The organism is Alteromonas sp. M12 (assembly GCF_037478005.1).
Taxonomy (GTDB): Bacteria; Pseudomonadota; Gammaproteobacteria; order Enterobacterales; family Alteromonadaceae; genus Aliiglaciecola; species Aliiglaciecola lipolytica_A.
Genome location: NZ_CP144164.1, coordinates 442,415 through 468,332 on the forward strand (window position 1 = coordinate 442,415; position 25,918 = coordinate 468,332).

The following is a 25,918-nucleotide window of genomic DNA, read 5'->3' on the forward strand; positions in this document are numbered from 1 at the left end:
TTAAACTGACGCCGCACTTTTTCTTGTTAGGACGGCTTGTTAGGACAGCCACCCAAAGGGGCTTGTTAGGACAGCCATCCAAAGGGGCTTGTTAGGACAGCCACCCAAAGGGGCTTGTTAGGACAGCCATCCAAAGGGGCATGTTAGGACAGCCATCCAAAGGGGCATGTTAGGACAGCCGTCCAAAAGGGGCATGTTAGGACAGCCACCCAAAGGGGGCTTGTTTGGACAGCCACCCAAAGGGGGCATGTTAGGACAGCCACCCAAAGGTGCATGTTAGGACAGCCACCCAAAGGGGCATGTTAGGACAGCCACCCAAAAGGGCATGTTTGGACAGCCATGCAAAAGGGCATGTTAGGACAGCCATCCCAAAAGGCTTGTTAGGACAGCCATCCAAAGGGGCATGTTAGGACAGCCACCCAAAGGGGGCATGTTTGGACAGCCATCCAAAAGGACTTGTTAGGACAGCCATCCAAAGGGGCATGTTTGGACAGCCACTTTGATCTGAACGACATTTGCAAAATTTGGAGTTAGGCGCCATTGGCTAAAGACATGCGCACTGACTCTGGGAAACGGGTGATTTTCCAAAGTTGCTCACACAGTCTTTTGGTATCCATGTAATCCCCCTCCAGTAGCCAGTTGATTAGTATGTCTGGGGAATTTGGGTAGGTAATTGGTTCCGGTGAGTCTTTACTTAGCCACTTTGAAACGATGTTTGGGTCTAAACTATCCATACTGTCACACCGGTTCATGCGCTCTAGTGTGACGCGGTTGGATGTTTGTTCGTATTGATTTTTCAGCGGCTTTACCAGAATTTTTTTGCCTAATTGCAAACATTCGCTAGACAGCTCAAAACCTCCATTTGCAATGACTCCCGCACATTCAAATAAAGCTTGTTGGAAGGTTTGTTTAGAAAGTGGTCGCCATTGGCTGTTTACAGTTGCAAAAGGGCCGTCTATATCTGGGTGGTAACAAACAAATTTTTCGTTAGGAAACTTTTCTAGTAACGCTTTGATGGCCTCTACATTTTCAAACGGCAAATAGACCAGCACATGTTCGCCTTTGGTTGCCTTGCTGTAAGATTCTTCGATGAATGGAGGCATAATAGGGAAGCCAAAATGATACCAATGGACTCCCAAATTGACATCGCAGGGAGCGAACGTGCGCATCAGCATTCTGTCGGTCCAAGCTTCACCTTGTTTAGGCACTTTATGTTTAAATGCTGCTTGGTGACTAATTGATATAGACGATAGGTCTTTCATTTTGGCGGCCCAAGCTGTTACTGGCTCGAAGTCATTCAGTAATACATGGTATTTGGCCACATTGAGTTGTTTTACATCCCGTATAAATTGTCTGATATTGGCTTGTTTTAGCGTTTCCCAGCGATTTACCTCGCCATTTTCGGTAATGAACGTTAATCCTGTCACAGTGCGATAATTGCCAAACACTTCCATGTCGAAGTAACGGGAGGGATCGCGACCACTAAATATGAAGTCAACTTCAATATCATCTCGTTTGGCAAAAGCTTTCGCCATGATTCGCGCCCGAGCAATGTGACCATTACCCGTGCCTTGCACGCCATACAATATTTTCATTAAAACTACTTATACAAGGATAGAAAGACTTAACATTGAAATAGTGATACCTAAAAACGCACCGGCAACAATGTCACTAGGATAATGGACACCCAGCATGACTCTGGATAATCCAATTAAGCTTGCCCAAATATAAACTAAAACAGCTACGCTGGGATAGAAGTGAGCCAATAGCGATGCCATCAAAAAAGCAGCTGCGGTATGGCCTGAGGGTAAGCTGAATTTATCCGAAGGAGTAATGTGAGAGCGAAAATTGTAGATTAAATCGCAAGGCCTTTGACGCTTAAACAATTTTTTTAAAATCACATATATGGGTAATTCTAAAGCGTAGGCTAATAATGAGGTGTAAAGGAATATCGCCCCATCTTTGGGGTCGAAAACGCACAACAGCACGCCTAACAGCAAATAAACGTGCCCGTCGCCACTTTTTGAGATGTATTTAATTATTCGGCAATCGCGACCGGCGGTTACACCGAAAATCCAACGGAATATATGTGTATCAGCTCTGCCAAATGCATTCATCTCTAGGTACTCTTACATTTTGTACTCATTGCGAATAAAAGTAACCCTTGTGTATGAACGCTAGTTGACAAAAATACGAAACCTTTGTGACAGATGTAAGTCATATTTGTGACAGTGAAGAAAACTAATCTTAAGGTTTTACAAACTCGCTCGTAACACTTAATCTAGAGCTTTAATGCTTGAGTTGGATATTCTGATGGAATACAACACGTCTGAACTGTGTGATTTATTTGCTGATAGTGTAGATGTTGTCGACCCTTTATTTGTTAATTATGGTGGTAGGCTTTCTTACGGTGGTGAGATTACAACCGTTAAATGCCATGAAGATAAAGGATTGATTGATAAAGTATTGTCTCAACCTGGAAAAGGCAAAGTTTTACTAATTGATGGTGGCGGTTCTACTCGTCGAGCCTTGATTGATGTGAATACGGCTCAAATTGCCATTGAGCACGATTGGGAAGGCATTGTTTGTTACGGCAGCGTGCGTGAAGTCGATCAGCTTGAAGAATTAGATATTGGTATTCATGCCGTCGCGTCTATTCCAGTTAACGCTGCATTTGAACAAGTCGGCGAAGTTGATGTAGCGGTTAATTTTGGTGGTGTCACTTTTTTACCTGAAGATCATCTTTATGCTGATAGCACTGGCATTATTTTATCCCCAGAGCCGCTTGATATAGAATGAGTTTGAATGATTCAGTGAATCTTATTTGCTAGCAGCTGCCTAATGGGAATAGGCAGCTGTTACGATAAATCTTCGTTAGGGTGTTGGTTACAAGATTGAATTCAAGTAGGCAGCAATTCGCACTCCACCCATCTGCAACCTTTGCTTAACTTCAGGTAGGTGTTGGTATTGATAGCTCCAACTTAATTTTTCTTCCTGTGGGTATATGTTATTGCGCAATTGAATGCTTTCTTTGATCCACACTCTGGGATCAGTGGTTTGCCATTGTTTAGCCATCTCGGGTGAGATTTTTTGAGTTAACCAGTTTGTCCATTCTGTGAAAGACAATTGTTGTCTATCAATAATGCCGCTATCCCAAACTCGGTGCAGGTTTGAGTTTTCCCAAAAAAACTCGAGTTTGACATCGTTTCCACCGCGGTCTGTGCCATCACCAGCGTGTAATGGCTGATGCAAATCTCCGATAATATGGACAATAAAATGCAGCGCTAATTGTTTGTCTTGCAAAGTTGCTTCTGGGTTTTTCAGGGTCGCACTAAATGACAGCAAAGCCGTGTAAGCATCACCTTGTGACGGGGCATGTTTAGCGGCACTATAATCGCTGCCTTCGGGGACGCTAACATAATGCCAAGGAGATGAAGTTTTCTGCCAGAACTCCGAAGGGTCAGAGCGCATTTCATCTGCAAGGGTCGATATTTCAGCTAAGGATTTGGTTGGGTAAATAGCTGCAATTTTTGCTTTCGCATCTGCGCTTAAATACTGCTCCGCAATATTCGCGGTGACGCGATGACCAGTTTGCCCCCACGCAAAGGCTTGGCTGTTCTGAAATAAACAGATTCCAAGCAGCGCCCATTTTGAATGTTTACGCAAAAAAGCGGTATATGACATAAATATCTATCTCTTTTTATTATTTTTGGTAGCCCCAACGAGGCATCAATTGTTGGTCAATATCTAAGTGGTCGAGGATCCGTGCGACCACAAAGTCGACCAAATCTTCAATCCGTTTAGGTTGGTGATAAAACCCTGGCGCCGCAGGCATTATGGTCACGCCCATCTGCGACAATTTGAGCATATGTTCAAGGTGAATGGTGGATAGTGGCATTTCCCGAGGAACTACAATTAATTGTCCTCTTTCTTTTATCACAACATCTGCTGCGCGTTCGATTAGGTTGTCACTTTTACCGGTGGAAATAGCGCTCAGTGAGCCAGTTGAACAAGGGCACACGACCATTTGTTTAGGGGCGGCAGAGCCGGAGGCTACTGGAGAAAACCACTCGTCTTTTCCAAACACGGTTATTTGTTCCGGTTTAGCATCAAAACGGTTAGTAAAAAACTCACTACAGGTTTTCGGATTGGCGGGTACTTTCAAGTCTTCTTCGGTCGCTAAAACGACTCTAGCGGCAGAAGATATGAGTAAATAAACTTGATAGTTAGCTGCAACTAAGGTTTCCAGTAACCTCAAACCGTAAGGTGCGCCAGATGCCCCGGTGAATGCTAATGTAATTCGTTTTTCAAATTTCATGTTGGGCCAACTGTTCCAGTAAACGTGAATGAATGCCGCCAAAGCCACCGTTACTCATTATTAGAATATGATCGCCTGGTGCCACTTCGTGTATTAGTGTTTCGATAATGTCGTCAACACTAGCATAAACTCGGCTCGGCACAGCTGATTCTGCGGTAAGTTGCTGTAAAGACCAGTCTAAATTGTCTGGTTGAAACAGTAGTACTTGATCTGCATTTTTCCACGAATTAGCAAGCGTGCTGTGATGAACCCCCATTTTCATGGTGGCTGAACGAGGCTCTAATACGGCAAAAATACGTGCCTCTTTGACTTTGTTTCTTAAGCCATCGATCGTGGTTGCAATCGCAGTGGGATGGTGGGCGAAATCATCATAAATGGTAATGTCATTTACCACACCACGGGTCTCCATGCGTCTTTTCGCATTAACAAATTGTGCCAAAGCTTCAATCGCCAATTCAGGCTTTACGCCAGCATGACGGGCCGCTGCAATGGCCATAATCCCGTTGTGAATATTGTGTTGCCCTATCAATGACCAGTTTACCCGGCCAATAGTTTTGTTCTGCAATAACACATCAAACTCACTGCCATCAGCGGTTTGATTTGCAACTTGCCAATCCGTGCCTAAATATTGAACGGGTGTCCAACAGCCTTGTTCTAAAACCTGTTTTATATTTTCATCATTCGCCGGTGCTAATGCCAAACCATTACCGGGCAATATTCGGATCAAATGATGAAACTGTTTTTGTATCGCCGCCAAATTTTCAAAAATATCAGCGTGGTCGAACTCTAAATTGTTTAACACCAAGGTACGAGGATGGTAGTGCACAAACTTAGAACGTTTATCAAAAAACGCACTGTCGTACTCATCTGCTTCAATAACAAAAAATGGTGATTCACCTAAACGAGCTGAAATTCCAAAATTTTCTGGAACCCCGCCGATTAGAAAGCCAGGTTGCAATCCTGCATACTCGAGTACCCACGCTATCATGCTGGCGGTCGACGTCTTGCCATGGGTGCCTGATGCAGCTATTACCCATCTTTGCTTTAATACGTTTTCAGATAACCACTGTGGCCCACTGATATAATTTAAATTGCGATTTAACACCGCTTCTACACATGGATTTCCCCGCGACATTGCATTACCAATAATCACCACATCGGGTTCTGGGTTGAGCTGGGCTGGATCAAACCCTTGGGTCAGTGGAATGCCTAAAGATTCTAGCTGAGTGCTCATTGGCGGATAAACATTGGCATCGGAACCACTTACGTGATGTCCCATTGATTTGGCAATGGCGGCAATTCCACCCATAAAGGTGCCGCAAATCCCTAAAATATGAATATGCATAACTTTGGTTTTTTGAAAAAAAATTTTCGTAAGGTTAACAGAGATTCGAATGCCAACAAATGGATATTAATTTTAACTTGTTGTTTTTTGTGCTGAGTTTTGTGTTTAATAAAGGTACACTTTATCAATGTGTTCTATGATTAGTAACAATTACTGTCTAAACCATGTCCCTTATACAATCTAAAAATAGGCTTTCACAAGAATGAAACGACTCAATTCACAATTGCAAGAAGACGGCGCTCCAATGGAGCTAATATTGTTGATCCGCACATTATTAGCAGGTTGCAAGGAAATTTCTTTTAGGGTTAGTCAGGGCGCACTAGCGGGAGTGTTGGGCTCTTTGTTAAGTGAAAACGTTCAAGGCGAAACGCAAAAGAAACTGGACGTTATTTCTAACCAAATCTTAAAAGATATCTTAAAAGAGTCGGGTTATGTAAAAGCAATTTCTTCCGAGGAAGAAGATGACGTTGTAGGGTGCCACCCTGAAGGTAAGTATTTGGTCAGTTTTGATCCTCTTGATGGTTCATCAAATACAGATATCAATAGTTTGATAGGTACAATTTTCTCAATTACCCATGCACCACAATGGATGGACCCAGATGATCCTTCTGCTTTCTTGCAACCTGGAACGCAGATTGTGGCTGCTGGATATGTGCTTTACGGCCCGTCTACCATGTTGGCAATGAGCACTGGTCGCGGTACTCACATTTATACTCTGGATAAAACCCACGGAGGCTTCCTATTAACAGAAGCTAACGTAGAGGTACCTGAGCAAACTAAAGAGTTTTCCATTAATAGTTCTAACCAGCGTCACTGGGAAGAACCTATGCAAAATTATATTAACGACTTGATTGCTGGTGATGAAGGCCCTAGAGGTAAAAACTTCAATATGCGTTGGGTTGGCGCAATGGTTGGTGATATTCACCGTATCCTTTCTCGTGGTGGCCTTTTTGCTTATCCATTTGATAAACGTAATCCAAAAATACCGGGAAAATTGCGTTTATTATATGAAGCAAATCCCATGTCATTTCTAATTGAACAGGCCGGTGGTGCTGCCACAACAGGTGACAGACGAATCTTGGAAGTTATGCCAGAAGAAATTCACCAACGTGTTCCAGTTATTATGGGCTCTAAAGAAGAAGTGGAAACTTGTATTACCTATTACTCAAAATAATCTAAGTAATAGATTTGTTTCTATAGGCAATTCCAAATCAGGGCGTAGGATAAAAACTTACGCCCTTTTTTATGGGCGATATTAGCTGAATCCGGTCTGCTTTATTTTTAATCTTAAAGTGAACTAGGCACTGGTGATTTGCAGGTAAGTTGTCGTTTGGCGATGAAATCGCTATTGAAGACACAAAAGTACACACTTTTGCTAAATAATTGCGCATAATACTTTAAAACAACCTTAATAAGACCAAGGTAGCGATTTCATCTTGCACTGGAAGTCTTTATAATTGCCAATATTCACGTTAAATCAACTTATAGGTATGAATCAATGAGCTTAAATGCTGTTCCAGCAGGTAAAAACTTGCCAGATGAAGTAAATGTCATCATCGAAATCCCAGCCCACGCTGACCCAGTAAAATATGAAGTAGATAAAGACACTGGCGCCATCTTTGTTGACCGCTTCATGGCAACTTGTATGCATTATCCAACTAACTATGGTTACGTGCCACAGACGCTTTCTCTTGATGGCGACCCTGTTGACGTTTTGGTGATGACACCGTTTCCTTTATTGGCTGGCTCAGTCATCAAGTGTAGACCTGTAGGTGTTTTGAAGATGACTGATGAGTCAGGTGAAGATGCTAAAGTATTGGCTGTGCCAATTGATAAGCTTTCTACCATCTATCGTGAAGTAAAAGAAATCGATCAGGTGCCTGAATTGACTAAGCAACAAATTGAGCATTTCTTTGCCCATTATAAAGATTTAGAACCTAACAAATGGGTGAAAATCGAAGGATGGGGAAATTGTGAAGATGCTAAAGCTGAAATCGTTGATAGCGTAAAACGCTACCAAACTGAAGAAAAAGCTTAGTACCAAGCAAATTTAGAAAAGGGTTAACTTTAGGTTAGCCCTTTTTTTTTGCTTGTTTCTGAGCAAAGCATTTTTCTGCAAACTGCTGTAAACTTGCCATTCTTTATTATTCCCGTAAATGGCTAAAGCACAACATCATGAAGCTCAATTCGATTCGAAATAATCCTCAATTACTATTGTTGGCGATGGCGTTTGTTATGCCTTTAGTATTTTCGGTGTGGAATGCTCTTCTGAATAATTTTGTGGTTGAAAAAGCCCAGTTTACAGGTGCCGAAATTGGCATGCTACAAAGCTTGCGAGAAGTACCGGGGTTTCTGGCCTTTACCGCCGTGTTTTTATTGTTAGTAATTAAAGAACAAACTTTGGCAATGCTTTCACTCGCAGCTATGTGTGTCGGTGTCGCAATGACAGGCTTTTTTCCCTTTGAGATAGGTTTGTATTGCACCACGGTGATCATGTCAGTTGGCTTCCATTATTTTGAAACCATGAACCAATCGCTGACGTTGCAGTGGCTTGGAAAAGAAAAAACTGCGCATTTTATGGGGCAACAATTAGCTGTTAAAAGCTTCGCATCATTGTTTGCTTACGGCAGTATTTGGTTGTTAATGGATTACGTGGGTATAAGCTATCAAACCATGTACATGCTAGCTGGTGGATTAGGTTTAGTCATTGTTCTGTTTCTATGGGCTTTCTTCGCACAGTTTAAGCAACCTTCTATACAACACAAACATATGTTTCTGCGCAAACGCTACTGGTTATATTATTGTTTAACCTTCTTTAGCGGTGCTCGTCGACAAATATTCATGGTTTTTGCGTCATTTATGATGGTCGAAAAATTTGGATACAGCGTGGGTGAAATTAGCCTGCTATTTATTATCAATTACGTATTTAACCTGTTGTTTGCCAGTAAAATTGGTCGATGGATTGCGAAAGTAGGGGAGCGCAAGGCTTTAACCGTGGAGTACATTGGCTTAATTGTGATTTTTGTGAGTTACGCCTTAGTGACAAGTTCACAATGGGCCGCTGCTTTGTATGTTATTGATCACCTGTTTTTTGCCATGGCGATAGCCATGAAAACTTATTTTCAAAAGATTGCTGATCCACGGGACATTGCATCCACAGCAGGGGTGAGTTTTACGATTAATCACATTGCGGCTGTGGTTATACCCGCTTTATTAGGTATTGTTTGGCTTACTTCGCCTACTTTAGTATTCTTTATTGGTGCAAGTTTTGCTGTGTGTTCATTGCTGTTGGCATTGAATATTCCAGATGCACCTGATGCAGGAAACGAAGTAAGAAAGAACCCTTTTTGTTGGGCAAATCATCCTTATCAAGCGCCAGACATTTCTGCTGCATCTGCGATATCTGAAGAATCAGCCAACATTAAGCCCACTATCTAAGGACTAACTAAATTTATGCGAGCTCTATTACTTACTCTGCTTTTTATAACAACCTCTGCTTATAGCGAACCCACAGAAGTGTTTTGGGAAGATTTAGTGCCTGCCAATTATGTCGCACCGCCTGTAGACATTGATCACGCTTTGACTACCGGTCAGCAAAATCTATCTGCGCCTGTGGTGACCAAATTCAACAATATGGAAGTGAAAATACCCGGATTTGTCGTTCCTCTTGAAGGTGATCAAGACAATATTACTGAGTTTTTATTGGTTCCTTTTTTTGGTGCTTGTATCCATGTACCGCCGCCACCACCTAATCAAATTGTTTACGTGAAAATTCCAGAGGGCGTGCCAGCGATGGCATTAACTGATGTGGTTTGGGTAGTCGGCACCTTAACAACAGAAGGTTGGAGTGGCGAGATTGCAACAGTAGGGTATACCTTGAAGGGACAATCGGTATTACCTTACGACGGCTAAATAAAATAAGCGTTTGAACTTTTAAGCCGTGTAGATGCGCTCTGCCGGATTAAATAACACCCAAGAGGTGAGAATGTATTTATCGTTGGAAACAGGCACTGAGCCTCTATGGGTATGGGTAAAATAAGCAGGAGCAATCACCATTCTACCGGCTTTGGGTTGTACAGATCTATTTTGATAATAAAAATCCGTGGTGCCGCCTTCATCCACATCATTTAGATAAAACATAAACAATAAGATACGATGCAGGGCGTCATTATTACCAGCTTGTGGATAAACTTCTGAGTGCCAGTATGGATATCCACCTTTGTTCTTTTGGTATTTTTGTGCGTTGATGTCACCAATTCGAAATAGGTATTGCACCAAGTTTTGTAAGTTCGGTTTACCCACTGTTTCGAAATTTTCTTGGGTTAACTTTACTGGTTGGCCGCTGCTGGGATCTTGCACCGTTAAACCAATTGGGCCGATCAGTGCAAAAAAATGTTTTTCAAAGTAATTCATTAATTGCTGAGATAACAATGGCAGCATCGCTTGATATTCAGGCTGAAATTCAGGATGTTGTACTATCGATACATCTTTACTGAGCTTTTTATCAGTATCAACACCGCCGCCAGTGCGACCTGGCTGAATATTTTTGCTGTTTTCGAAACGCTGGATGAATCCGCGGCACAACTTCTGCGGCAATACATCATCAATTACTTCAATAAAATCTGTCACTTTTAAGCTTCCTGCTGGGGATACAAATGTTCTTCAAGTTGGGATTTGATTGCGCCGTCAATTGGTACCGATTTATTGCTTTCAAAATCGAACCGCACTAAGGTTGTAGTACCTGAGGCGACTTTCTGATCTTGTTGCCAAATTTCCTGATAAGTATCGAATGAACTATTGCCCACTCGGCTTACGTAAGTGCGTACTTCTACTGATTTGCCGTAATATATCTGCAAATGAAAGTCGATTTTGTAACTGGCTAAAATCAATGGCCAATTCTGCAAATCTAGATCTGGCGTAAACATTTTGAAGATCGGCTCTCTGCCGCATTCAAACCAGCCGGCAACAACAGTGTTACTGACGTGAGCCAAACCATCTGTTTCATAAAACCTGACTTTAAAGTGTTCGCTAAACATACTCTAATCCGTGTCTAATTATGCCTGTCTGGCATTGTCTAAAATTGGCTTAAGGAAATGCGCAGTGTGCGAACCTTTTACCTTACTCACATCTTCTGGCGTACCTTGAGCGATAATATTGCCCCCGCCTGAACCACCTTCAGGACCAAGATCGATAATCCAATCTGCGGTTTTTATTACATCCAGATTATGCTCAATAACCACAACTGTATTACCGTGGTCACGGAGTCTATGTAATACTTCCAACAGTTGTTTTATATCGTGGAAATGCAGACCGGTAGTTGGTTCATCTAAAATATACAGAGTTTGACCGGTATCACGCTTAGATAACTCTTTGGCTAGTTTCACCCGCTGTGCTTCACCACCGGAGAGGGTTGTCGCCGATTGACCTAAGCGAATATAAGACAAGCCTACATCCATTAGCGTTTGTAGTTTGCGCGAAATCGCCGGGATGGCATCGAAGAATTCTCGGGCTTCTTCCACGGTCATGTTTAACACTTGATTGATGTCTTTACCTTTGTAGGTAATTTCCAGTGTTTCACGGTTGTAACGTTTACTTTTACACACATCGCATGGCACATACACATCTGGTAAGAAGTGCATTTCCACTTTAATCAGACCATCTCCCTGACACGCCTCGCAGCGTCCACCTTTGACATTGAAACTGAATCGACCGGGTTTGTAACCGCGAGAGCGAGCTTCTTGGGTTGCCGCAAACATTTCACGAATTGGCGTGAAAATACCCGCGTAAGTGGCCGGATTTGAGCGTGGTGTGCGACCGATAGGACTCTGGTCGATATCAACCACTTTGTCTAACTGCTCAAGACCGGTGATGTCTTTGTAGGGAGCGGCTTCACCGGTGGTTGCGCCGTTTAACGCGTGATGGGCTAACTTGTAGAATGTATCATTCACTAGGGTCGATTTACCCGATCCTGACACACCAGTAACACAGGTCATTAGTCCCACAGGAACGTGTAAATCTACCTGTTGTAGGTTATTACCGGATGCCCCCGTCAGTTTCACCCATTTGTCATCTTTGACTTTATTACGTTCTTTGGGGATTTCTATACGTTCTCTACCAGATAGGTACTTCCCAGTAAGTGAGTCTTCACTTTCTAGGATGTCTTTAAGACTACCTTCAGCAACGATTTGACCGCCATGGACACCGGCTCCTGGGCCTATATCGACGATATAGTCGGCTTCTTTTATGGCATCTTCATCATGCTCTACGACGATAACCGTGTTGCCCAAATCTCGTAAGTGACGCAGGGTTTTTAATAATCGCTCGTTGTCTCGTTGATGCAATCCAATAGATGGTTCATCTAAAACGTACATAACGCCAACTAAGCCTGCACCTATTTGGCTGGCTAAGCGGATCCGCTGAGCTTCACCACCTGATAAGGTATCGGCGCTTCTTGACATGGAAAGGTAATTCAAGCCCACATTGACTAGAAAACTTAACCGGTCGTTGATTTCTTTTAAAATCTTTTCCGCAATCTGCGCGCGCTGTCCTGTTAAGTCTAATTCAGCAAAAAAGGAGAGTGCATCAGAGATCGACATTTCAGTGATTGTTGGCAGGGCAGTTTGACCAATAAAGACGTTTCTGGCTTCCAAACGTAAACGTGCACCACCACAACTATTACAATGTTGTTGGCTGAGATATTTGGACAGTTCTTCTCGCACCGCGTTAGACTCTGTCTCTTTGTAGCGGCGATCCATATTGGGAATAATGCCTTCAAATGGATGCTTGCGCTCCATAATATCGCCACGATCATTAATGTATTTGAATTTTATTGCGGTACCTTTGCTGCCGAATAAAATCACTTCTTTGTGTTTTTCTTCAAGCTCTTCAAATGGCACCGTCAAACTAAAACCATAGTGATCAGCGACGGCTTGTAACATTTGGAAGTAGTAGTAACTGCGTTTGTCCCAACCGCGTATTGCGCCGCCAGACAAACTCAATTCTTCATTGCTGACAATTTTTCCCGGATCAAAAAACTGCTTGTTACCTAACCCATCACAGGTTGGACATGCGCCAGCTGGATTGTTAAACGAAAACAATCTAGGCTCGAGTTCGGCCATGCTGTAACCACAATGAGGACAGGCAAAATTGGCTGAAAACACCAATTCGTCTTTTGCTGGGTCGTCCATAAACGCGACTTTGGCCGCGCCTGCAGATAACTGCAATGCTGTTTCAAACGACTCTGACAATCGCAATGCCAAATCTTCACGCACTTTAAAACGGTCGACAACCACTTCTATCGTGTGCTTTTTATGCAGGTCAAGTTCAGGTGGATCGGACAAATCGCAGACTTCACCGTCGATACGTGCACGTATGTAACCTTGCGCCGCTAAGCCTTCAAGGGTTTTAATGTGTTCGCCTTTACGCTCCTGCACCACAGGTGCAAGCAACATTAACTTTGTGCCTTCTTCCATCTCTAGTACACGATCAACCATTTGACTGACAGTTTGCGCCGCTAAAGGAACGTGGTGAGTTGGACAGCGCGGTTCACCCACTCTGGCGTACAACAGTCTTAAGTAATCATATATCTCGGTAATTGTTCCTACCGTAGAACGTGGGTTGTGAGACGTGGACTTTTGTTCGATGGAAATAGCAGGTGATAAACCTTCAATGTGATCCACATCAGGTTTTTCCATCATTGACAAAAATTGTCTGGCATAGGCGGAAAGGGATTCTACATAACGCCGTTGTCCTTCTGCATACAAAGTATCGAAGGCTAATGAAGATTTCCCCGAACCCGACAAGCCAGTAATCACAATTAGTTTGTCACGAGGAAGCGTTATATTAATATTTTTCAGATTGTGGGTGCGTGCACCCCTAACTTCAATTTTATCCATGGATCCAGAATGTTGCCTGACCAAAAGATCAGTATTACATAATTGCAATTCATGCTCTATTAGGAACTGACTAATTAGCTAAAAAAAGCCAAAATATTTTATTTAAAACGACTTTTCAACGATCTATCGCGTATTTTAATGCTGTGATAAACTTCGCGGCCAATTAGTATTAACTTCTTTATCAAAATAATGGTCAATCACCTTTGTGATTCACGAACTTGATATTAGACGACTTCAATTAGCTCTATATAAACCAAAGTGATTTGTTTTGAACGCAACTGAATTACGCGCAGCCTTGTCTCTTGCCTTTATCTATGTCCTAAGAATGTTAGGGCTATTTATGGTTATGCCAGTATTAGCTATCTTAGCCAAAGAGTACCCTGATTATTCGGTGCTTATGGTGGGTATCGCCATTGGTGGTTACGGACTAACTCAGGCGTTGCTACAAATTCCAATGGGAATGTTGTCAGACAAATTTGGCCGAAAACCTGTCATAGTCGTTGGACTGCTGATGTTTTGTTTAGGCAGCCTAATCGCTGGTTTTGCAGACAATATGTGGATGCTGGTGTTGGGCCGTATACTGCAAGGAACTGGCGCAATCGCTGGTGCGATAATGGCGTTAGCCGCGGATGTAAGCCGTGAAAATCAACGACCTAAAGTGATGGCAATTATTGGTATCGCTATTGGCTTTTCATTCTATCTAGCGTTAATGATTGGCCCGATGATTTCCAATGTTTGGGGGCTGTCGGGGATATTCTTTGTCACTGCATTGTTAGCATTTTTGTGTGTTTTTATCGTTGGATTTGTGGTTCCATCACAACAAAACTCAGCGCCATCTGGCGATACGCTGCCTACGTGGAAAGACTTGGGTAACTTGTTTGGCGATAAACAAATTCAAAAATTAAACATTAGCGTATGTCTGTTGCATATGATGATTACGCTGTTTTTCATGCAATTACCGGTTATGCTGCAACAAATGGGGTTATTGATCGACTCTCAATGGCAACTTTATTTACCTGTATTGTTAATCTCGATTGTAGGTTTAACGATTTTGATGGGCTTAAATAGAAAAGTCTCGCAGAAAGTGCTGATGTTAGTGTCGATATTTTTACTCATCATTGCCTGTGCTGGCTTATCTTGGTCATCAACCTTGTTCTCGTTAGCCTGCTTTGTAGTAATATTTTTCACTGGTTTTAATTACTTAGAAGCAAATTTACCTGCATGGGTATCGAGCATTGCCCCAGCGGGTAAAAAAGGCTCTGCAATGGGAATGTATGCTAGCTTCCAGTTTTTTGGTGCTTTTTTAGGAGGGATGTTAGCCGGATTCCTCAACCAATATTTCTCCCCGTCACAAGTTTTAATGTTCGCAATCGCCATTTTGTTTATATGGACAGGCATCATTTATAACCTTAAAAGCGTAAATAAATACCGACGTTATACATTAAGCGGTATTAATCATTCTGCGGATCTAGATTTGTTGAAACAACAGTTGCAGGCGATGCCTGGCGTTGTTGATCTTGCTTTGGTGACTGAGGAAGACAGCGTATACGTGAAAGCAACGGCAGAATTTGATCTTCGACAAGCGCAGCAACTGGTGCTTCACACTGCACCGCAGTTGTAATTCAAGCAGGTTATATCAACTTCAATGTTGGCCCAAATTTGCGCTAAACTGAAATAACAATTTTCACGAGAATACTGATGACCGAATTAATCCCCTGGCGTTCGTTATTGTTTTTACCTGCCAATAATCAAAAGTTTATTGATAAAGCGCATACCCGCGCAGCCGATGGTTATATCCTTGATTTAGAAGACAGTATTCCAATTGATCACAAAACCAAAACGCGCGCTAATATTCTTGCTGCTGCCCAAGTTGTGTCTAAAAATGGGGCTGATACCTTAGTCAGAATAAACGCAGGATTGCGTCTAGCAATAAGAGACTTAGAAGCAGTAGTCGCCCCGCAAATATGTGCCATAGTTATCCCTAAAGTCAGCAGCGCTGCCCATATTCAACTAATCGCTGAGACAATCGACGAGTTAGAACATGAAAAGCAAATGCCCATAGGTTATACACGACTTATTGCGCAAATTGAGCATGTTAATGCGATGCCTAAATTAGATGAAATTGCCGCTAGTTCATCACGTTTAATTGCTATGACAATGGGCACTGAAGATTTATCCTTATCGATTGGCATGGAACCGGTTACAGAAGCTCTTATCGGTCCTTGCCAGCAGTTAATTATGGCTTGTCGGCGTGCGAATATTGCGCCTATGGGATTTCCGGCCTCGATTGCCGATTTCAGTGATCCTGCTAAGTTTCAAACCGCCGCTGAGTTGGCAAATAAAATTGGGTTTGCGGGTGCGCCTTGCGTGCATCCTTTGCAAGTGAGTATATTGAATCAGGTCTTTATGCCTACTGAACTGCAAGTCAAACAAGCAAAAGAGTTAATTCAATCGTTTCAACAGCAATACAAGCAGGGCACTGGGGCCACTAACTATGGCAATAAAATGATTGATTTACCCGTGGTGCAACGGGCTGAAAATCTATTAAAAAGAGTGAATAAGCAAAACTAGACTAGCTCATTAAGCAAATTCATTTATATTAATGTTAAGGGATTTAAACTGAATTTAGTTCCGATTTTATTGAGATAAAACTGTTTAATCGGGTTACAATACCGCGGATAATATCGAATCATTGATGCCAAGTTTTTTAACTAAATTGGCAGCGAACATACCTTTTCAATAAAGATATTTGGGTAAGTTTCTGAATTTAATAACCAATTTAGAAATATCAGCTTGGATGCTAAATAAGTCTGACCTGAGATATACGAAGATGGTAAAGACAACTCATTTAGCGACGAATAATAGGAGTACACATGGCAACTAAAGGTGTCAACAAAGTCATTTTAGTGGGCAATATTGGACAAGATCCAGAAGTAAGATATATGCCTAACGGCAATGCAGTAGCGAACTTAAGCTTGGCTACCAGTGAAAGCTGGAAAGATCAGAGCGGTCAGATGCAGGAACGTACAGAGTGGCACAGACTGACTATGTACCGTCGCCTGGCAGAAATCGCTGGTGAATATCTGCGTAAAGGTTCGCAAATATATGTTGAAGGCAAATTGCAGACACGTAAATGGCAAGATCAAAGTGGTCAAGACAAATACACCACTGAAATTATCGTTGACCAAATGCAAATGCTTGGTGGCCGTGGCGGTCAGTCTGACAGTCAGCAAGGTGGCTATGCTAACCAAGGTGGCGGTCAATATAACCAAGCGCCGCAAAAGCCAGCGCAAGCACCACAGCAGAATTACACTAAACCACCACAACAAGGCGGTGGTCAGCAATACGGTAATGCGCCGCAACAAAATCCAGGCCAAAACCCAGGCCAAAACCCAGCGCAAAAACCTCCTATGGCTGAGCCTGATTTTGACTTTGATGATGATATTCCGTTCTAACCAAAGACAAAAATAATAATGTTGAAAAATTTTCTAGAAAGCCGCTATTGAGCGGCTTTTTTTATGGCAAGTTTTGTATTTTAATTCGCAATTCAATTTAGCCTGAAGGGAGTTTTCATCAAGGGAAACGTAACAATCCAGTGGTCTGCTTTTATACTTCAGTGATTCTGTTATTGTACTGTCCCTAAGTTGTCATCTATATGTTAATGTTACGAGTTTCTAATTAATCGTGAATGTTTGCCAAACGGCTTTTGTTAAAAAAGGAACCCAAGCTTAATGAACCTCAAAAAGTTCTCAGTTACTTTGCTATCCATTGGGATTAGTATTTCGTCTTTCGCCCTTAGTGCAAAGGAACATCCAAATCTTATTCTGACCGAGCCTGGTGTGGAGAGAATTAGAGCAAATTTAGGCCAGGTTCCTTTATTTGACGAATCTCTAGCAACAATCAAGCAACAAGTTGATGTTGAAATTGCATTGGGCATTGATACACCCATTCCTAAGGATTTTTCTGGCGGTTATACCCACCAACGTCACAAACTTAATTTCTTTACCGCGCAAAAAGCTGGTGTGCTATATCAGGTTCTAGAAGACGAGAAGTACGCTAAGTATATTCGTGACATGTTGTTTCAGTATGAAGCAATGTATAAAGATTTACCGCTTCACCCACAAGAGCGTTCCTACGCCCGGGGAAAGCTATTTTGGCAGTGTCTAAACGACAGTAACTGGTTGGTTTATATGAGCCAAGCCTATGATGCGATTTACGATTATTTGAGCGAGAGTGAGCGTGACAAATTAGAAACTAACTTATTTCGTCCTTTTGCTGACTTTTTATCATTAGAAAATCCGCAGTTTTTCAATCGAGTACACAACCACAGTACCTGGGGGGTCACAGCGGTAGGTATGATTGGTTTGGTAATGGATGACGAAGAACTCATTCAGCGTGCACTTTATGGCATTGAAGATGACGGCTTGGAAGTCGGTGGTAAAGACAACGACGGCGGAACAATCAAAGTTGAAGGGCAACGCAAAGGCTTCTTTGCCAACTTAGAAGAACCTTTCTCACCTGATGGTTATTATACTGAAGGTCCTTACTACCAACGTTATGCCATGTACCCATTCTTGATACTGGCACTGGCTATGGAAAATAACCGTCCAGAACTTAAGGTGCTACAACATAAAGATAACGTATTATTCAAAGGGGTTAACGCATTACTTAACTTATCTGATGCCGATGGTGAATTTTTCCCTATTAACGACGGCCAAAAAGGCATGTCATATTACACCAGCTCATTAGTGTCAGCGGTGAACTTGGCATATTTTTATGGTGATAAAAACCCTGAGTTATTGAGTATCGTTGAGAAACAAGGACAGGTTCTGATTGATGAGTCTGGCCTTGAGGCAGCGATTGGTGTGCGCGATGGAAAAGCTAAAGCTTTTGCTAAAAAATCGATTAATTTAAGTGACGGTATTAATGGTAAGCAAGGTGGAATTGGGATTTTGCGCTACGGCAACGAAGATCTCACTCTAGTCTTCAAATATGCTGCTCAGGGTTTGAGTCATGGCCATTACGATAAGCTTTCTTATTCTTTGTATGAAAAAGGTGATGAAGTTTTACAGGACTATGGCTTAGCACGATTTGTTAATATAGAGCAGAAAGGCGGCGGCAATTACCTTAAAGAGAACACCACTTGGGCGAAAACAACGATCGCCCATAATACTTTGTCGGTAAATGAGAAAAAGCACTTTAATGGTAGTTATGATATAGCGAGTCAACACCATTCAGAGTTGTTTACTTTTGATGCCGAGAAAGACAATGTCCAAGTAGTGAGCGCCACAGAAAGCAATGCTTATCCTGGCACATCCATGCATCGCACTATGGCAATGATTAAGGACGAGAATTTCGAAAAAGCCTTTTTACTCGACATTATGCGCGTTGAATCAGATAGCAAAAATCAGTACGACTTCCCGTATTACTTTATGGGACAGGTTTTGGACATGAACTTTGCTTATGACTCGCCAAAGGTCTTGCGTCCGTTAGGCGAAGACAATGGTTATCAACATCTTTTTGTTGAAGGTAAAGGCAATGCGGTTAGCGGAAATTCAAAATTCTCATGGTTGGGTAATGGCAAGTATTACACCTTAACTACAGTGACTGATAACAGTGATGAATTACTCTTTACTCGCATAGGTGCAAACGATCCTGAATTTAATTTGCGTCGTGATGCTTCTTTGTTATTGCGCAGAAATGCCCAAGATACCCTGTTTGTTTCGGTCATCGAACCCCATGGTTCTTACGGGCCTGTGACAGAGTTATCACAAAATTCAAAAAGTAGTATCGCTGACCTGAAAGTGGTTGTTGATAACGACGACTATACAGGCGTAACTATTACTGACTTGAAGGGCAATGAGCAGTTATTCATTATCTCCAACGATAATGCTTCTAAAACTGCCAAGCATAGCGTGAAAGTCAATGGCAAAAAATATAAATGGACTGGTCCTTACTTTTATCAGTAAAATTTAAGTCTATCAATAGAAATCAAAGTCTATCCATAAAAGCTAAGCCGTGGGATTCTCTGTTTAAATATTTGAACAGAGATGAAAACGGCTTTTTTATTGGGGGCATTCTTCGCTATTCACTCTATTCTTCTAGTGCCCAAACCTTAAAATTCGCCGATGTGAAATTTTGATATTAATTGAATGTTGGTCGGAAAATAACCTATTATTAGTAAGCTATATTATCTTTGACTAGCATGAAATAACTCAAGGAAGACCCAATGAAATTTATACTGCCAGTAATGATTGCCGTTCTAATATGCGTGCCTAAACCATCAATGAGCAACGAGTTTAATGAAGCTGTAGACTCCATCATGGAGAGCGCAATAGAAGATGGCGCGCCAGGATGTAATTTAGGCATTATCCACAACGGTAATTTTATCCACAAAAGCGGCTACGGATTGAGCAACCTTGAACTCGAAACGCCTTTAGATGGCACGCAAGTGCATCGCATGGCGTCTGTTTCTAAGCAATTTACTGCCATGGCAGTGTTAATATTGGCTCAAGAAGGCAAAATAAATTTAAATGAGGATATTCGCACTTATCTTCCATCGTTGCCTGATTACGGTCACAAAATTAGCATTAATGGCATGCTCGGGCATTTTTCCGGTATGGGGGATTATGATCTCATCGCCTCTGTTTACGAAGGCGAGAAAAACCCCAAATCGATAGAATTAAAGTCTGCCGCTGGGAGCCCGTTTCGACTCGGAAACGAGGATTATTTAACTATTCAAGAATTCTTCGATGTTGTGCGTACTGTGCCCATAGCGCTAGAGCCAGAACAACAATTTCGTTACAGTAATCTGGCCTATTTTTTATTGTCGATGCTGGTGGAAAACGTCTCTGGCAAATCTCTTCGGCAATATTCTCACGAACATATTTTTTTGCCACTGGGCATGAAGAATACCTTTTTTAGTGATGATCCTGTAGAGATAGTGAAAAATCGTGCTTATGGATACAAGCAGCGTAAGGATGGCACTTATATTACCGATATGACGAACTTGTTTTGGGTAGGTGATGGCGGTTTACACACCAATTTAGACGATTTACTAATTTGGAATAATCATTTTAACGCACCTAAAGTGGGTAAAGATCCGCTGCGCTTGTTAGTTGATATGAATACGCCGAATAGTCAATTTGAAGCTGATGACGGAGTGCTTTACGCAAACGGCCAATTTGTTAAACAAGTTAATAACCACCAAGTATTCTTTCATTCTGGTGGCTGGCTAGGCACTCATACCTTCTTTAGCCGCATTCCTGACTTAGATCTGGCGATTGCTTGGATGTGTAATGATATTTCCAATCAGAAGTTGGATCAAAGCCTGGAACAAGTGTCGAAACTAGCGAAAAAGAAACTCTCAATTAAGGCTAAATAATACAATCCTAATATTGGCCTTTATTCTGTAGACTGTATTTCATTTTCTCAGTTTATACAGTCTTGGCCAGCACTACTTTGTCAGTTAATTTAATTGGCCCATTAGGCTCTTTTCTAATCTTGATAGCCCCATGGTGCAGCGGGTGTGTCTATTTCTTGGGTCAAATCGAAATCTACTCGAAACTCTCTTCCTTCGCGGATTAAACGATAGGTAAATACCTCAGGATAGATATACATTTGCCAGATATTGGTACTGGATTGTGGATTTCCAGCCTTTGCGAATAATTCTTTAGAATATTGATCTACAGGGAAAGATTGTGCCTGTGGGAAACCTGCGTCCTCAGTGTGGCCGCCGTACATAGTGGATTCTGAATAGGAACCATCAGCATGGCGGTGATCATGTTTCAGGGAAAGGCCTGACCCTGTCTTGGTTATAATCCAAGTGCGTGAAGCGTCATCGCCAACGTGAAAGGGTATTTGCAATTGCTGATCTGTACAACGTCTTACATGCATGATTAATGGCTGCTCAGACATATTGCTTGGGCCTTGATTATCGATAGTGACTTTACCAGCAAACGCCTTTCCACATAAAGCTTTCAGACTAGCGAAAAAAGTATCTTGAGTTGGAATAGATACCAAAGGTGCTGGTTTAATAATTTGTTGTGCATTGGCCATGAATGAACTGGCAAGTATAAGGCTGGCTATTGTTAGAGGTTGTAATATTCGCATTATTGTTTTGTTTCCTTGATTTAACGTCCGTTTACTTTGTCTTTAAAGCTACCACAATACTCTCTTTGTACACACTGTCTGAGCTAGATTAGTCTAATTTATTCAACCTGTTGTGTTTAGTTTGCAATACAAAATTATTCGCTACTAAACATGGGTGTCTTGTTTAGGGTTAACTAAACATGGGTGTCTTGTTTAGGCGGAATAAACATGGCTGTCCTGTTTAGGGGGAATAAACATGGGTGTCCTGTTTAGGGTTTTTGTTTAGGGTTAACTAAACATGGCTGTCTCGTTTATGTGGCTGTCCTGTTAAGGGGGAATAAACATGGGTGTCTCGTTTATGATGCGTTTATGATGAAAAAAACCAGGTTAATCTCGGCTCATTTCAATTAGACGACTATAGGTACGGCGGAATTCAAATGTGAGGGCCCCCTCTAAATAGAGTTCGTTAAGTGGTACTTCCGTACTTAAGTATAATCGGACTCCTTGGTCATAAAGTTCGTCTATCAGGCTGATAAAACGTCGCGCCATGTCGTCATTTACCGCGTAAGATACAACCCGTTCACCAGTAGTGGTCGCCTGGTTCTCACCTACACCATCTTCTGTGCCTCGTGCTTTAATCCAGCCTCTAACTTTGCCACCTAGTTGAGGCACGCCGCTTAGCATCAGGGTGTTATAGCTCGATGCTATCTCAATGTAATCGAGTTGAGAGCGCGGGCCTTCGCACAATGCGGCAAAATCGAACCAAACCACTGAGTTTTGAATATGCCTTTGGGTAGCCTGAATAACAGGGATCTGACGATGACAAATATCGATACTGGAATGGTTTATTTGTGTTAACGGAATTGCCTGCGTTAACTCCGAAAAAATAGTCGGCAAATCTATGCTTGAGCCAACTCCAATATAATTTGAAAGGAACTGGTCAACTGTGCTGTTAATTTCCACATTTTGTGCATGTAACCGATGATCTTGCTTACCGGCAAGATGCAAGGTTTGGGTATGTTGTTGCAATAAAGCAATGCAAGGCAGAAATTTGTGACGGGCCAGGCCGTTTTCGTATAAACGCTCGGTGGGGATATTTGAGGTTGCCACTAGCACAACGCCTTGTTCAAACAAACAGGTGAATAAACCAGCCAAGATCATGGCATCGCCAATGTCAGATACAAAAAACTCATCAAAACATAAGATACGATTATGTTTTGCCAGATCTTTGGCAATCTGCACAAGCGGATCTTGTTGGCCTGCATGTTCTTTAAGGGCTTGATGGATACGTGCCATAAAACGGTGAAAATGCAGTCTTAATTTGCCCTTAGCCGGAAGGCAATCATAAAACAAATCCATCAAAAATGTTTTACCGCGGCCCACATCACCCCACAAGTAGAGTCCTTTTTGAATGTCGCTAGTCGCTTTACGTGGATTGGTGAGTTCTAAGAATAGCGCATTCAATGCCGTTATTGCTTGTAACTGCGATGGGTCGTCCACAAGTTTACTGCCAATTTGCGAACGATAAACAGCAAGGGGAGTGTGCAGAGTTGAAGTCTGACTGACGCCATCAGGCATTTTTAACTATTCCTATTTTGCACTGAGAAAACCAACCAACTTTAACTATTTTTTTGCCGTTTAGGCAAATGAATTTCGACCAACACACAGAACGATGGGAGAGGTCTTATCACTGGGTAAAAGTTACACACTTTGAAAATGTTTCACTTGGTTTACTTATTTTAACTATCCAAATAGCGGTTAGTGAGTATTTACTGTTAAATTTGCTGTCCGCTAAGTTGAAAAACTCCCAGCGCTTAATTTATATTTCAAGATGATTGTAAGTTTAAATAAAATATATTTAATACAATTACTTAGAGTATTTCTGTTGTTGTTTCTTAATAATCTTACGTGCCTCTTTTGCCGTCAAAAAATGGAATTATTTGAATAGAGTCGGAATCTCATTTCTCACTTCACTATGATTACTTGTAACTGGCATTCACCTTGCTCATACATTGCTAAGTGAATAAATAAATCTGAGTTTTATTAAATCGAAGATTAATCAAACCTGGATTAAAAGTAGTTGGAGAATGATATGAACCTTAAAATGAATGAAGAACATCACCCGGGAAAAGTAGTAGGGGTGTTTGAAGATGAATCTACAGCCAAGAAAACAGCTGAAATCTTAATCACTAAAGGTGGCGTATCCAGCGACGAAGTAGCAGTGGTTTCACCGAAAGATAAACAGTTTGCTAAAAAAATCGAACCTGAAACTAAACAAATTGGTCGCACATTGTTGGCGTCGCATATTATGTTGGGATTGATCGGCTTAGTTATCGGCTTATTAGTAGCCTCTTCTTTGATTATTTCCGGTATTCAATTTGCCGTTTCTAGTCCGATAATGTTGATGATAGCAACCGGTACTTTAGGAACTTTTATGGGGCTACTAGTAGCAGGAGCCGCTTCTTTAAGACCAGATCATGATTCAGTGGTCAATGAAGTGAGGCAAGGAAGAAAGAACAATCAATGGTCGGTCGTTGTGCAGACCAAAGATAAAAAAGATATTCAGCGAGCCAAACAATTAATGAAAGGTTCGGCAGTAAAACTAGCGGAAACTTTTTAATCATTGTTAATTTAACCGCATCTGTAAAAAGCCTATTTCTTTGCGCTTTGAGACAAATTCTTGTTGGTTAAATAGTGCTACGGGCAATCTCCCAGTAGCAGCAGTAGTAATAGCAGTCAGTCAACGGCCAAGAAGAATTTATCGACCTATTTAAGCCGTGATGGTGTGTGGATAAAACTACGCTGTAACAATGGTGATGAATACACAATAAGAGATTGCGAAAATGGCTACTTCGAAGCGAGTAGTATGGGATTAGGCGCTTGCCACTATAACTCTCAGCTTAAAGCTGCTCAGCAGGTTTGTTCGTCCAGTGGTGTTTTTTAAGACTATTTATCTTTTTTACATTCAGTATAGCTAAATGGAAGGCGCACTTAGTTGCGCTTTTCCTTTATCTACTATGAAGACTTTTGCGATTCGTTGTAGAAAGTGGCTTAAAACTTTGCAGGAATTGGCTTAAAATTGCCAGCCAATAAAGCGGCTCACTTTACTACCTTGATGCATTTCAATGGTTTTAACCTCTTTGACCTGGACTTGCTTTAATTGCCGGTAGATCGCATTTAGATGCTCTTTTTTGGAAACTAAACAGGTAAACCATTGCACTTGTTTGGCAAATTGCTGACTTTCAATAATCATCTTACTGATAAACGCTGGTTCGCCGCCTTTACACCATAATTCGTTGTGCTGTCCGGCAAAGTTAAGATGGGTTTTGTTCGCTTCGCAATAGCGTTGCTCCCTGCCTTGTCTTTTTTGTTTATGTCTAGCGAGGTTACGGTTCTTACGCTGGTTTCCAGCTAATGCGTCTTTTGCATTGGCGTGAAAAGGGGGATTACACATAGTAAAGGTAAATTTATCGTCTGGCTGAATTAATCCTTTAAATATATGCTGGCTATTCTGTTGTTTGCGAATAGTGATCTGCTTTTTTAGATTGTCGTTGTTGGCGACAATATGTCTTGCTGATTGCAGTGAGGCGTCGCTGATATCACTGCCAACAAAGTGCCAGCCATAGGTTTGGCTACCAATTATGGGATAAATAACATTAGCCCCCACGCCAATATCTAGTCCTAAAACGTCATTTTGCTTGTTTGTGGTTGCAGTGATTAAGTCAGCAATATGATGAATGTAATCCGCTCTTCCTGGGACAGGAGGGCACAAGAAACCCTCAGGAATATCCCAGTAGCTTAACTTGTAATATTGTTTTAACAGCGCTTGATTGAGGGTTTTTACTGCGCTGGGATCGGCGAAATTGATGGTCGCTCGTCTCCCTTCTTTTTTTATAATAAAGTTTGTGAGCTGTGGAGTGAATTTAACTAGCTGAGCAAAATCATAGCCGTTTTTATGGAGGTTTCTTGTGTGCATTGTATTTAGTTAACTCATTACTTAAGTGGCAACTAGCTATTGTCAGCTTTGAAACTTATTTTATCATGATATCCCTTATTACACTTTGATTGTTGTTTTCGTGGATGAAATCAGCGTCCGTAAAATACAGCTAAATTAACCCAGCACAACCAGGCAATGTTGATGAAACAGAGCCGAGTACTATGGCTGTGATGGGACTTGGCCTTTTGAGGGTAGTTTCTCTACGTTGTCCCATGACTAAATAGTTTGCACAATATCCAGTCACTAGCCTCGCTGAAGCGAGACTTTTTTAT

22 protein-coding genes are annotated in these 25,918 nt (G+C 41.7%); 11 read left to right on the top strand and 11 right to left on the bottom strand.

The features are described from left to right. Positions 1-530 precede the first annotated feature (530 nt). The gene (locus VUI23_RS01825; protein ID WP_342806561.1) at positions 531-1,595 is read right to left on the bottom strand and encodes an MJ1255/VC2487 family glycosyltransferase; all 1,065 of its coding nucleotides are present in this window, start codon (positions 1,593-1,595) and stop codon (positions 531-533) included. A gap of 9 nt (positions 1,596-1,604) precedes the next feature. Then, positions 1,605-2,117 carry a phosphatase PAP2 family protein gene (locus VUI23_RS01830; RefSeq protein ID WP_216050509.1) on the bottom strand — a complete coding sequence of 171 codons (513 nt, stop codon included), beginning with the start codon at positions 2,115-2,117 and terminating at the stop codon, positions 1,605-1,607. Between the two features lie 196 nt (positions 2,118-2,313). Between VUI23_RS01830 and rraA the strand changes: the two genes are divergently transcribed. Then, a complete protein-coding gene (gene rraA, locus VUI23_RS01835) occupies positions 2,314-2,799 on the top strand; it encodes a ribonuclease E activity regulator RraA (RefSeq protein WP_216050592.1) in 486 nt (161 codons plus the stop codon). An 87-nt stretch (positions 2,800-2,886) separates the two neighbouring features. Here rraA and VUI23_RS01840 read toward each other — a convergent pair whose 3' ends face one another. The 3 genes from VUI23_RS01840 to mpl are packed head-to-tail and all read right to left on the bottom strand — an operon-like array spanning position 2,887 to position 5,663. Next, positions 2,887-3,684 carry a S1/P1 nuclease gene (locus tag VUI23_RS01840; RefSeq protein WP_342806563.1) on the bottom strand — a complete coding sequence of 266 codons (798 nt, stop codon included), beginning with the start codon at positions 3,682-3,684 and terminating at the stop codon, positions 2,887-2,889. A 19-nt stretch (positions 3,685-3,703) separates the two neighbouring features. Then, positions 3,704-4,318, bottom strand: a complete 615-nt coding sequence (locus VUI23_RS01845; RefSeq protein ID WP_216050507.1) for a flavin prenyltransferase UbiX — start codon at positions 4,316-4,318, stop codon at positions 3,704-3,706. After that, the gene (gene mpl, locus VUI23_RS01850; protein ID WP_342806565.1) at positions 4,308-5,663 is read right to left on the bottom strand and encodes a UDP-N-acetylmuramate:L-alanyl-gamma-D-glutamyl-meso-diaminopimelate ligase; all 1,356 of its coding nucleotides are present in this window, start codon (positions 5,661-5,663) and stop codon (positions 4,308-4,310) included. Before mpl ends, VUI23_RS01845 begins: the two co-directional genes overlap by 11 nt. Before the next feature lie 202 nt (positions 5,664-5,865). Here mpl and VUI23_RS01855 point away from each other — a divergent pair, with 202 nt between their 5' ends. The 4 genes from VUI23_RS01855 (at position 5,866) to VUI23_RS01870 (ending at position 9,575) form a co-directional block, all read left to right on the top strand. Next, the gene (locus VUI23_RS01855) at positions 5,866-6,837 is read left to right on the top strand and encodes a class 1 fructose-bisphosphatase (RefSeq protein ID WP_216050505.1); all 972 of its coding nucleotides are present in this window, start codon (positions 5,866-5,868) and stop codon (positions 6,835-6,837) included. Between the two features lie 324 nt (positions 6,838-7,161). Next, positions 7,162-7,701, top strand: coding sequence for an inorganic diphosphatase (ppa, locus tag VUI23_RS01860; protein ID WP_216050504.1), 540 nt, complete (start codon positions 7,162-7,164; stop codon positions 7,699-7,701). A 137-nt stretch (positions 7,702-7,838) separates the two neighbouring features. After that, positions 7,839-9,101 (top strand): MFS transporter, encoded by a 1,263-nt coding sequence (locus tag VUI23_RS01865; RefSeq protein WP_342806567.1) that lies wholly within the window; start codon positions 7,839-7,841, stop codon positions 9,099-9,101. A 15-nt stretch (positions 9,102-9,116) separates the two neighbouring features. After that, a complete protein-coding gene (locus VUI23_RS01870) occupies positions 9,117-9,575 on the top strand; it encodes a DUF3299 domain-containing protein (protein ID WP_342806569.1) in 459 nt (152 codons plus the stop codon). 21 nt (positions 9,576-9,596) lie between these two features. Here the strand turns inward: VUI23_RS01870 and VUI23_RS01875 are convergent, their stop codons facing one another. From VUI23_RS01875 to uvrA, 3 genes are read right to left on the bottom strand one after another with little or no spacing between them, the layout of a single operon-like run. Further along, positions 9,597-10,292: a 2OG-Fe(II) oxygenase gene (locus tag VUI23_RS01875; RefSeq protein ID WP_342806571.1), complete on the bottom strand. Its 696-nt coding sequence runs from the start codon at positions 10,290-10,292 to the stop codon at positions 9,597-9,599. Between the two features lie 2 nt (positions 10,293-10,294). Continuing rightward, positions 10,295-10,699 (bottom strand): thioesterase family protein, encoded by a 405-nt coding sequence (locus VUI23_RS01880; protein WP_216050500.1) that lies wholly within the window; start codon positions 10,697-10,699, stop codon positions 10,295-10,297. Positions 10,700-10,717: 18 nt separating this feature from the next. Further along, positions 10,718-13,558: an excinuclease ABC subunit UvrA gene (uvrA, locus tag VUI23_RS01885; protein WP_216050499.1), complete on the bottom strand. Its 2,841-nt coding sequence runs from the start codon at positions 13,556-13,558 to the stop codon at positions 10,718-10,720. A gap of 268 nt (positions 13,559-13,826) precedes the next feature. Here uvrA and VUI23_RS01890 point away from each other — a divergent pair, with 268 nt between their 5' ends. The 5 genes from VUI23_RS01890 to VUI23_RS01910 all read left to right on the top strand — a co-directional run bounded on the left by VUI23_RS01890 (position 13,827) and on the right by VUI23_RS01910 (position 20,942). Next, a complete protein-coding gene (locus VUI23_RS01890) occupies positions 13,827-15,179 on the top strand; it encodes an MFS transporter (RefSeq protein WP_342806573.1) in 1,353 nt (450 codons plus the stop codon). Positions 15,180-15,256: 77 nt separating this feature from the next. Then, positions 15,257-16,129 (top strand): CoA ester lyase, encoded by an 873-nt coding sequence (locus VUI23_RS01895; RefSeq protein WP_342806575.1) that lies wholly within the window; start codon positions 15,257-15,259, stop codon positions 16,127-16,129. Between the two features lie 302 nt (positions 16,130-16,431). Continuing rightward, positions 16,432-17,013, top strand: coding sequence for a single-stranded DNA-binding protein (gene ssb / locus VUI23_RS01900; protein WP_342806576.1), 582 nt, complete (start codon positions 16,432-16,434; stop codon positions 17,011-17,013). Positions 17,014-17,289: 276 nt separating this feature from the next. After that, positions 17,290-19,527, top strand: coding sequence for a heparinase II/III family protein (locus tag VUI23_RS01905; RefSeq protein ID WP_342806578.1), 2,238 nt, complete (start codon positions 17,290-17,292; stop codon positions 19,525-19,527). 260 nt (positions 19,528-19,787) lie between these two features. Next, positions 19,788-20,942 (top strand): serine hydrolase domain-containing protein, encoded by a 1,155-nt coding sequence (locus VUI23_RS01910; protein WP_342806580.1) that lies wholly within the window; start codon positions 19,788-19,790, stop codon positions 20,940-20,942. Between the two features lie 113 nt (positions 20,943-21,055). On the opposite strand, the gene VUI23_RS01915 is transcribed toward VUI23_RS01910, so the two are convergent. Beyond that, positions 21,056-21,670, bottom strand: a complete 615-nt coding sequence (locus tag VUI23_RS01915; protein WP_342806582.1) for a hypothetical protein — start codon at positions 21,668-21,670, stop codon at positions 21,056-21,058. A gap of 366 nt (positions 21,671-22,036) precedes the next feature. Then, positions 22,037-23,227: a cell division protein ZapE gene (gene zapE, locus VUI23_RS01920; protein ID WP_216050491.1), complete on the bottom strand. Its 1,191-nt coding sequence runs from the start codon at positions 23,225-23,227 to the stop codon at positions 22,037-22,039. Positions 23,228-23,741: 514 nt separating this feature from the next. Between zapE and VUI23_RS01925 the strand changes: the two genes are divergently transcribed. Beyond that, positions 23,742-24,269 (top strand): HPP family protein, encoded by a 528-nt coding sequence (locus VUI23_RS01925; protein WP_216050490.1) that lies wholly within the window; start codon positions 23,742-23,744, stop codon positions 24,267-24,269. Between the two features lie 453 nt (positions 24,270-24,722). On the opposite strand, the gene rlmF is transcribed toward VUI23_RS01925, so the two are convergent. Then, positions 24,723-25,625 (bottom strand): 23S rRNA (adenine(1618)-N(6))-methyltransferase RlmF, encoded by a 903-nt coding sequence (gene rlmF / locus VUI23_RS01930; protein ID WP_342806584.1) that lies wholly within the window; start codon positions 25,623-25,625, stop codon positions 24,723-24,725. Between the last annotated feature and the right edge of the window lie 293 nt (positions 25,626-25,918).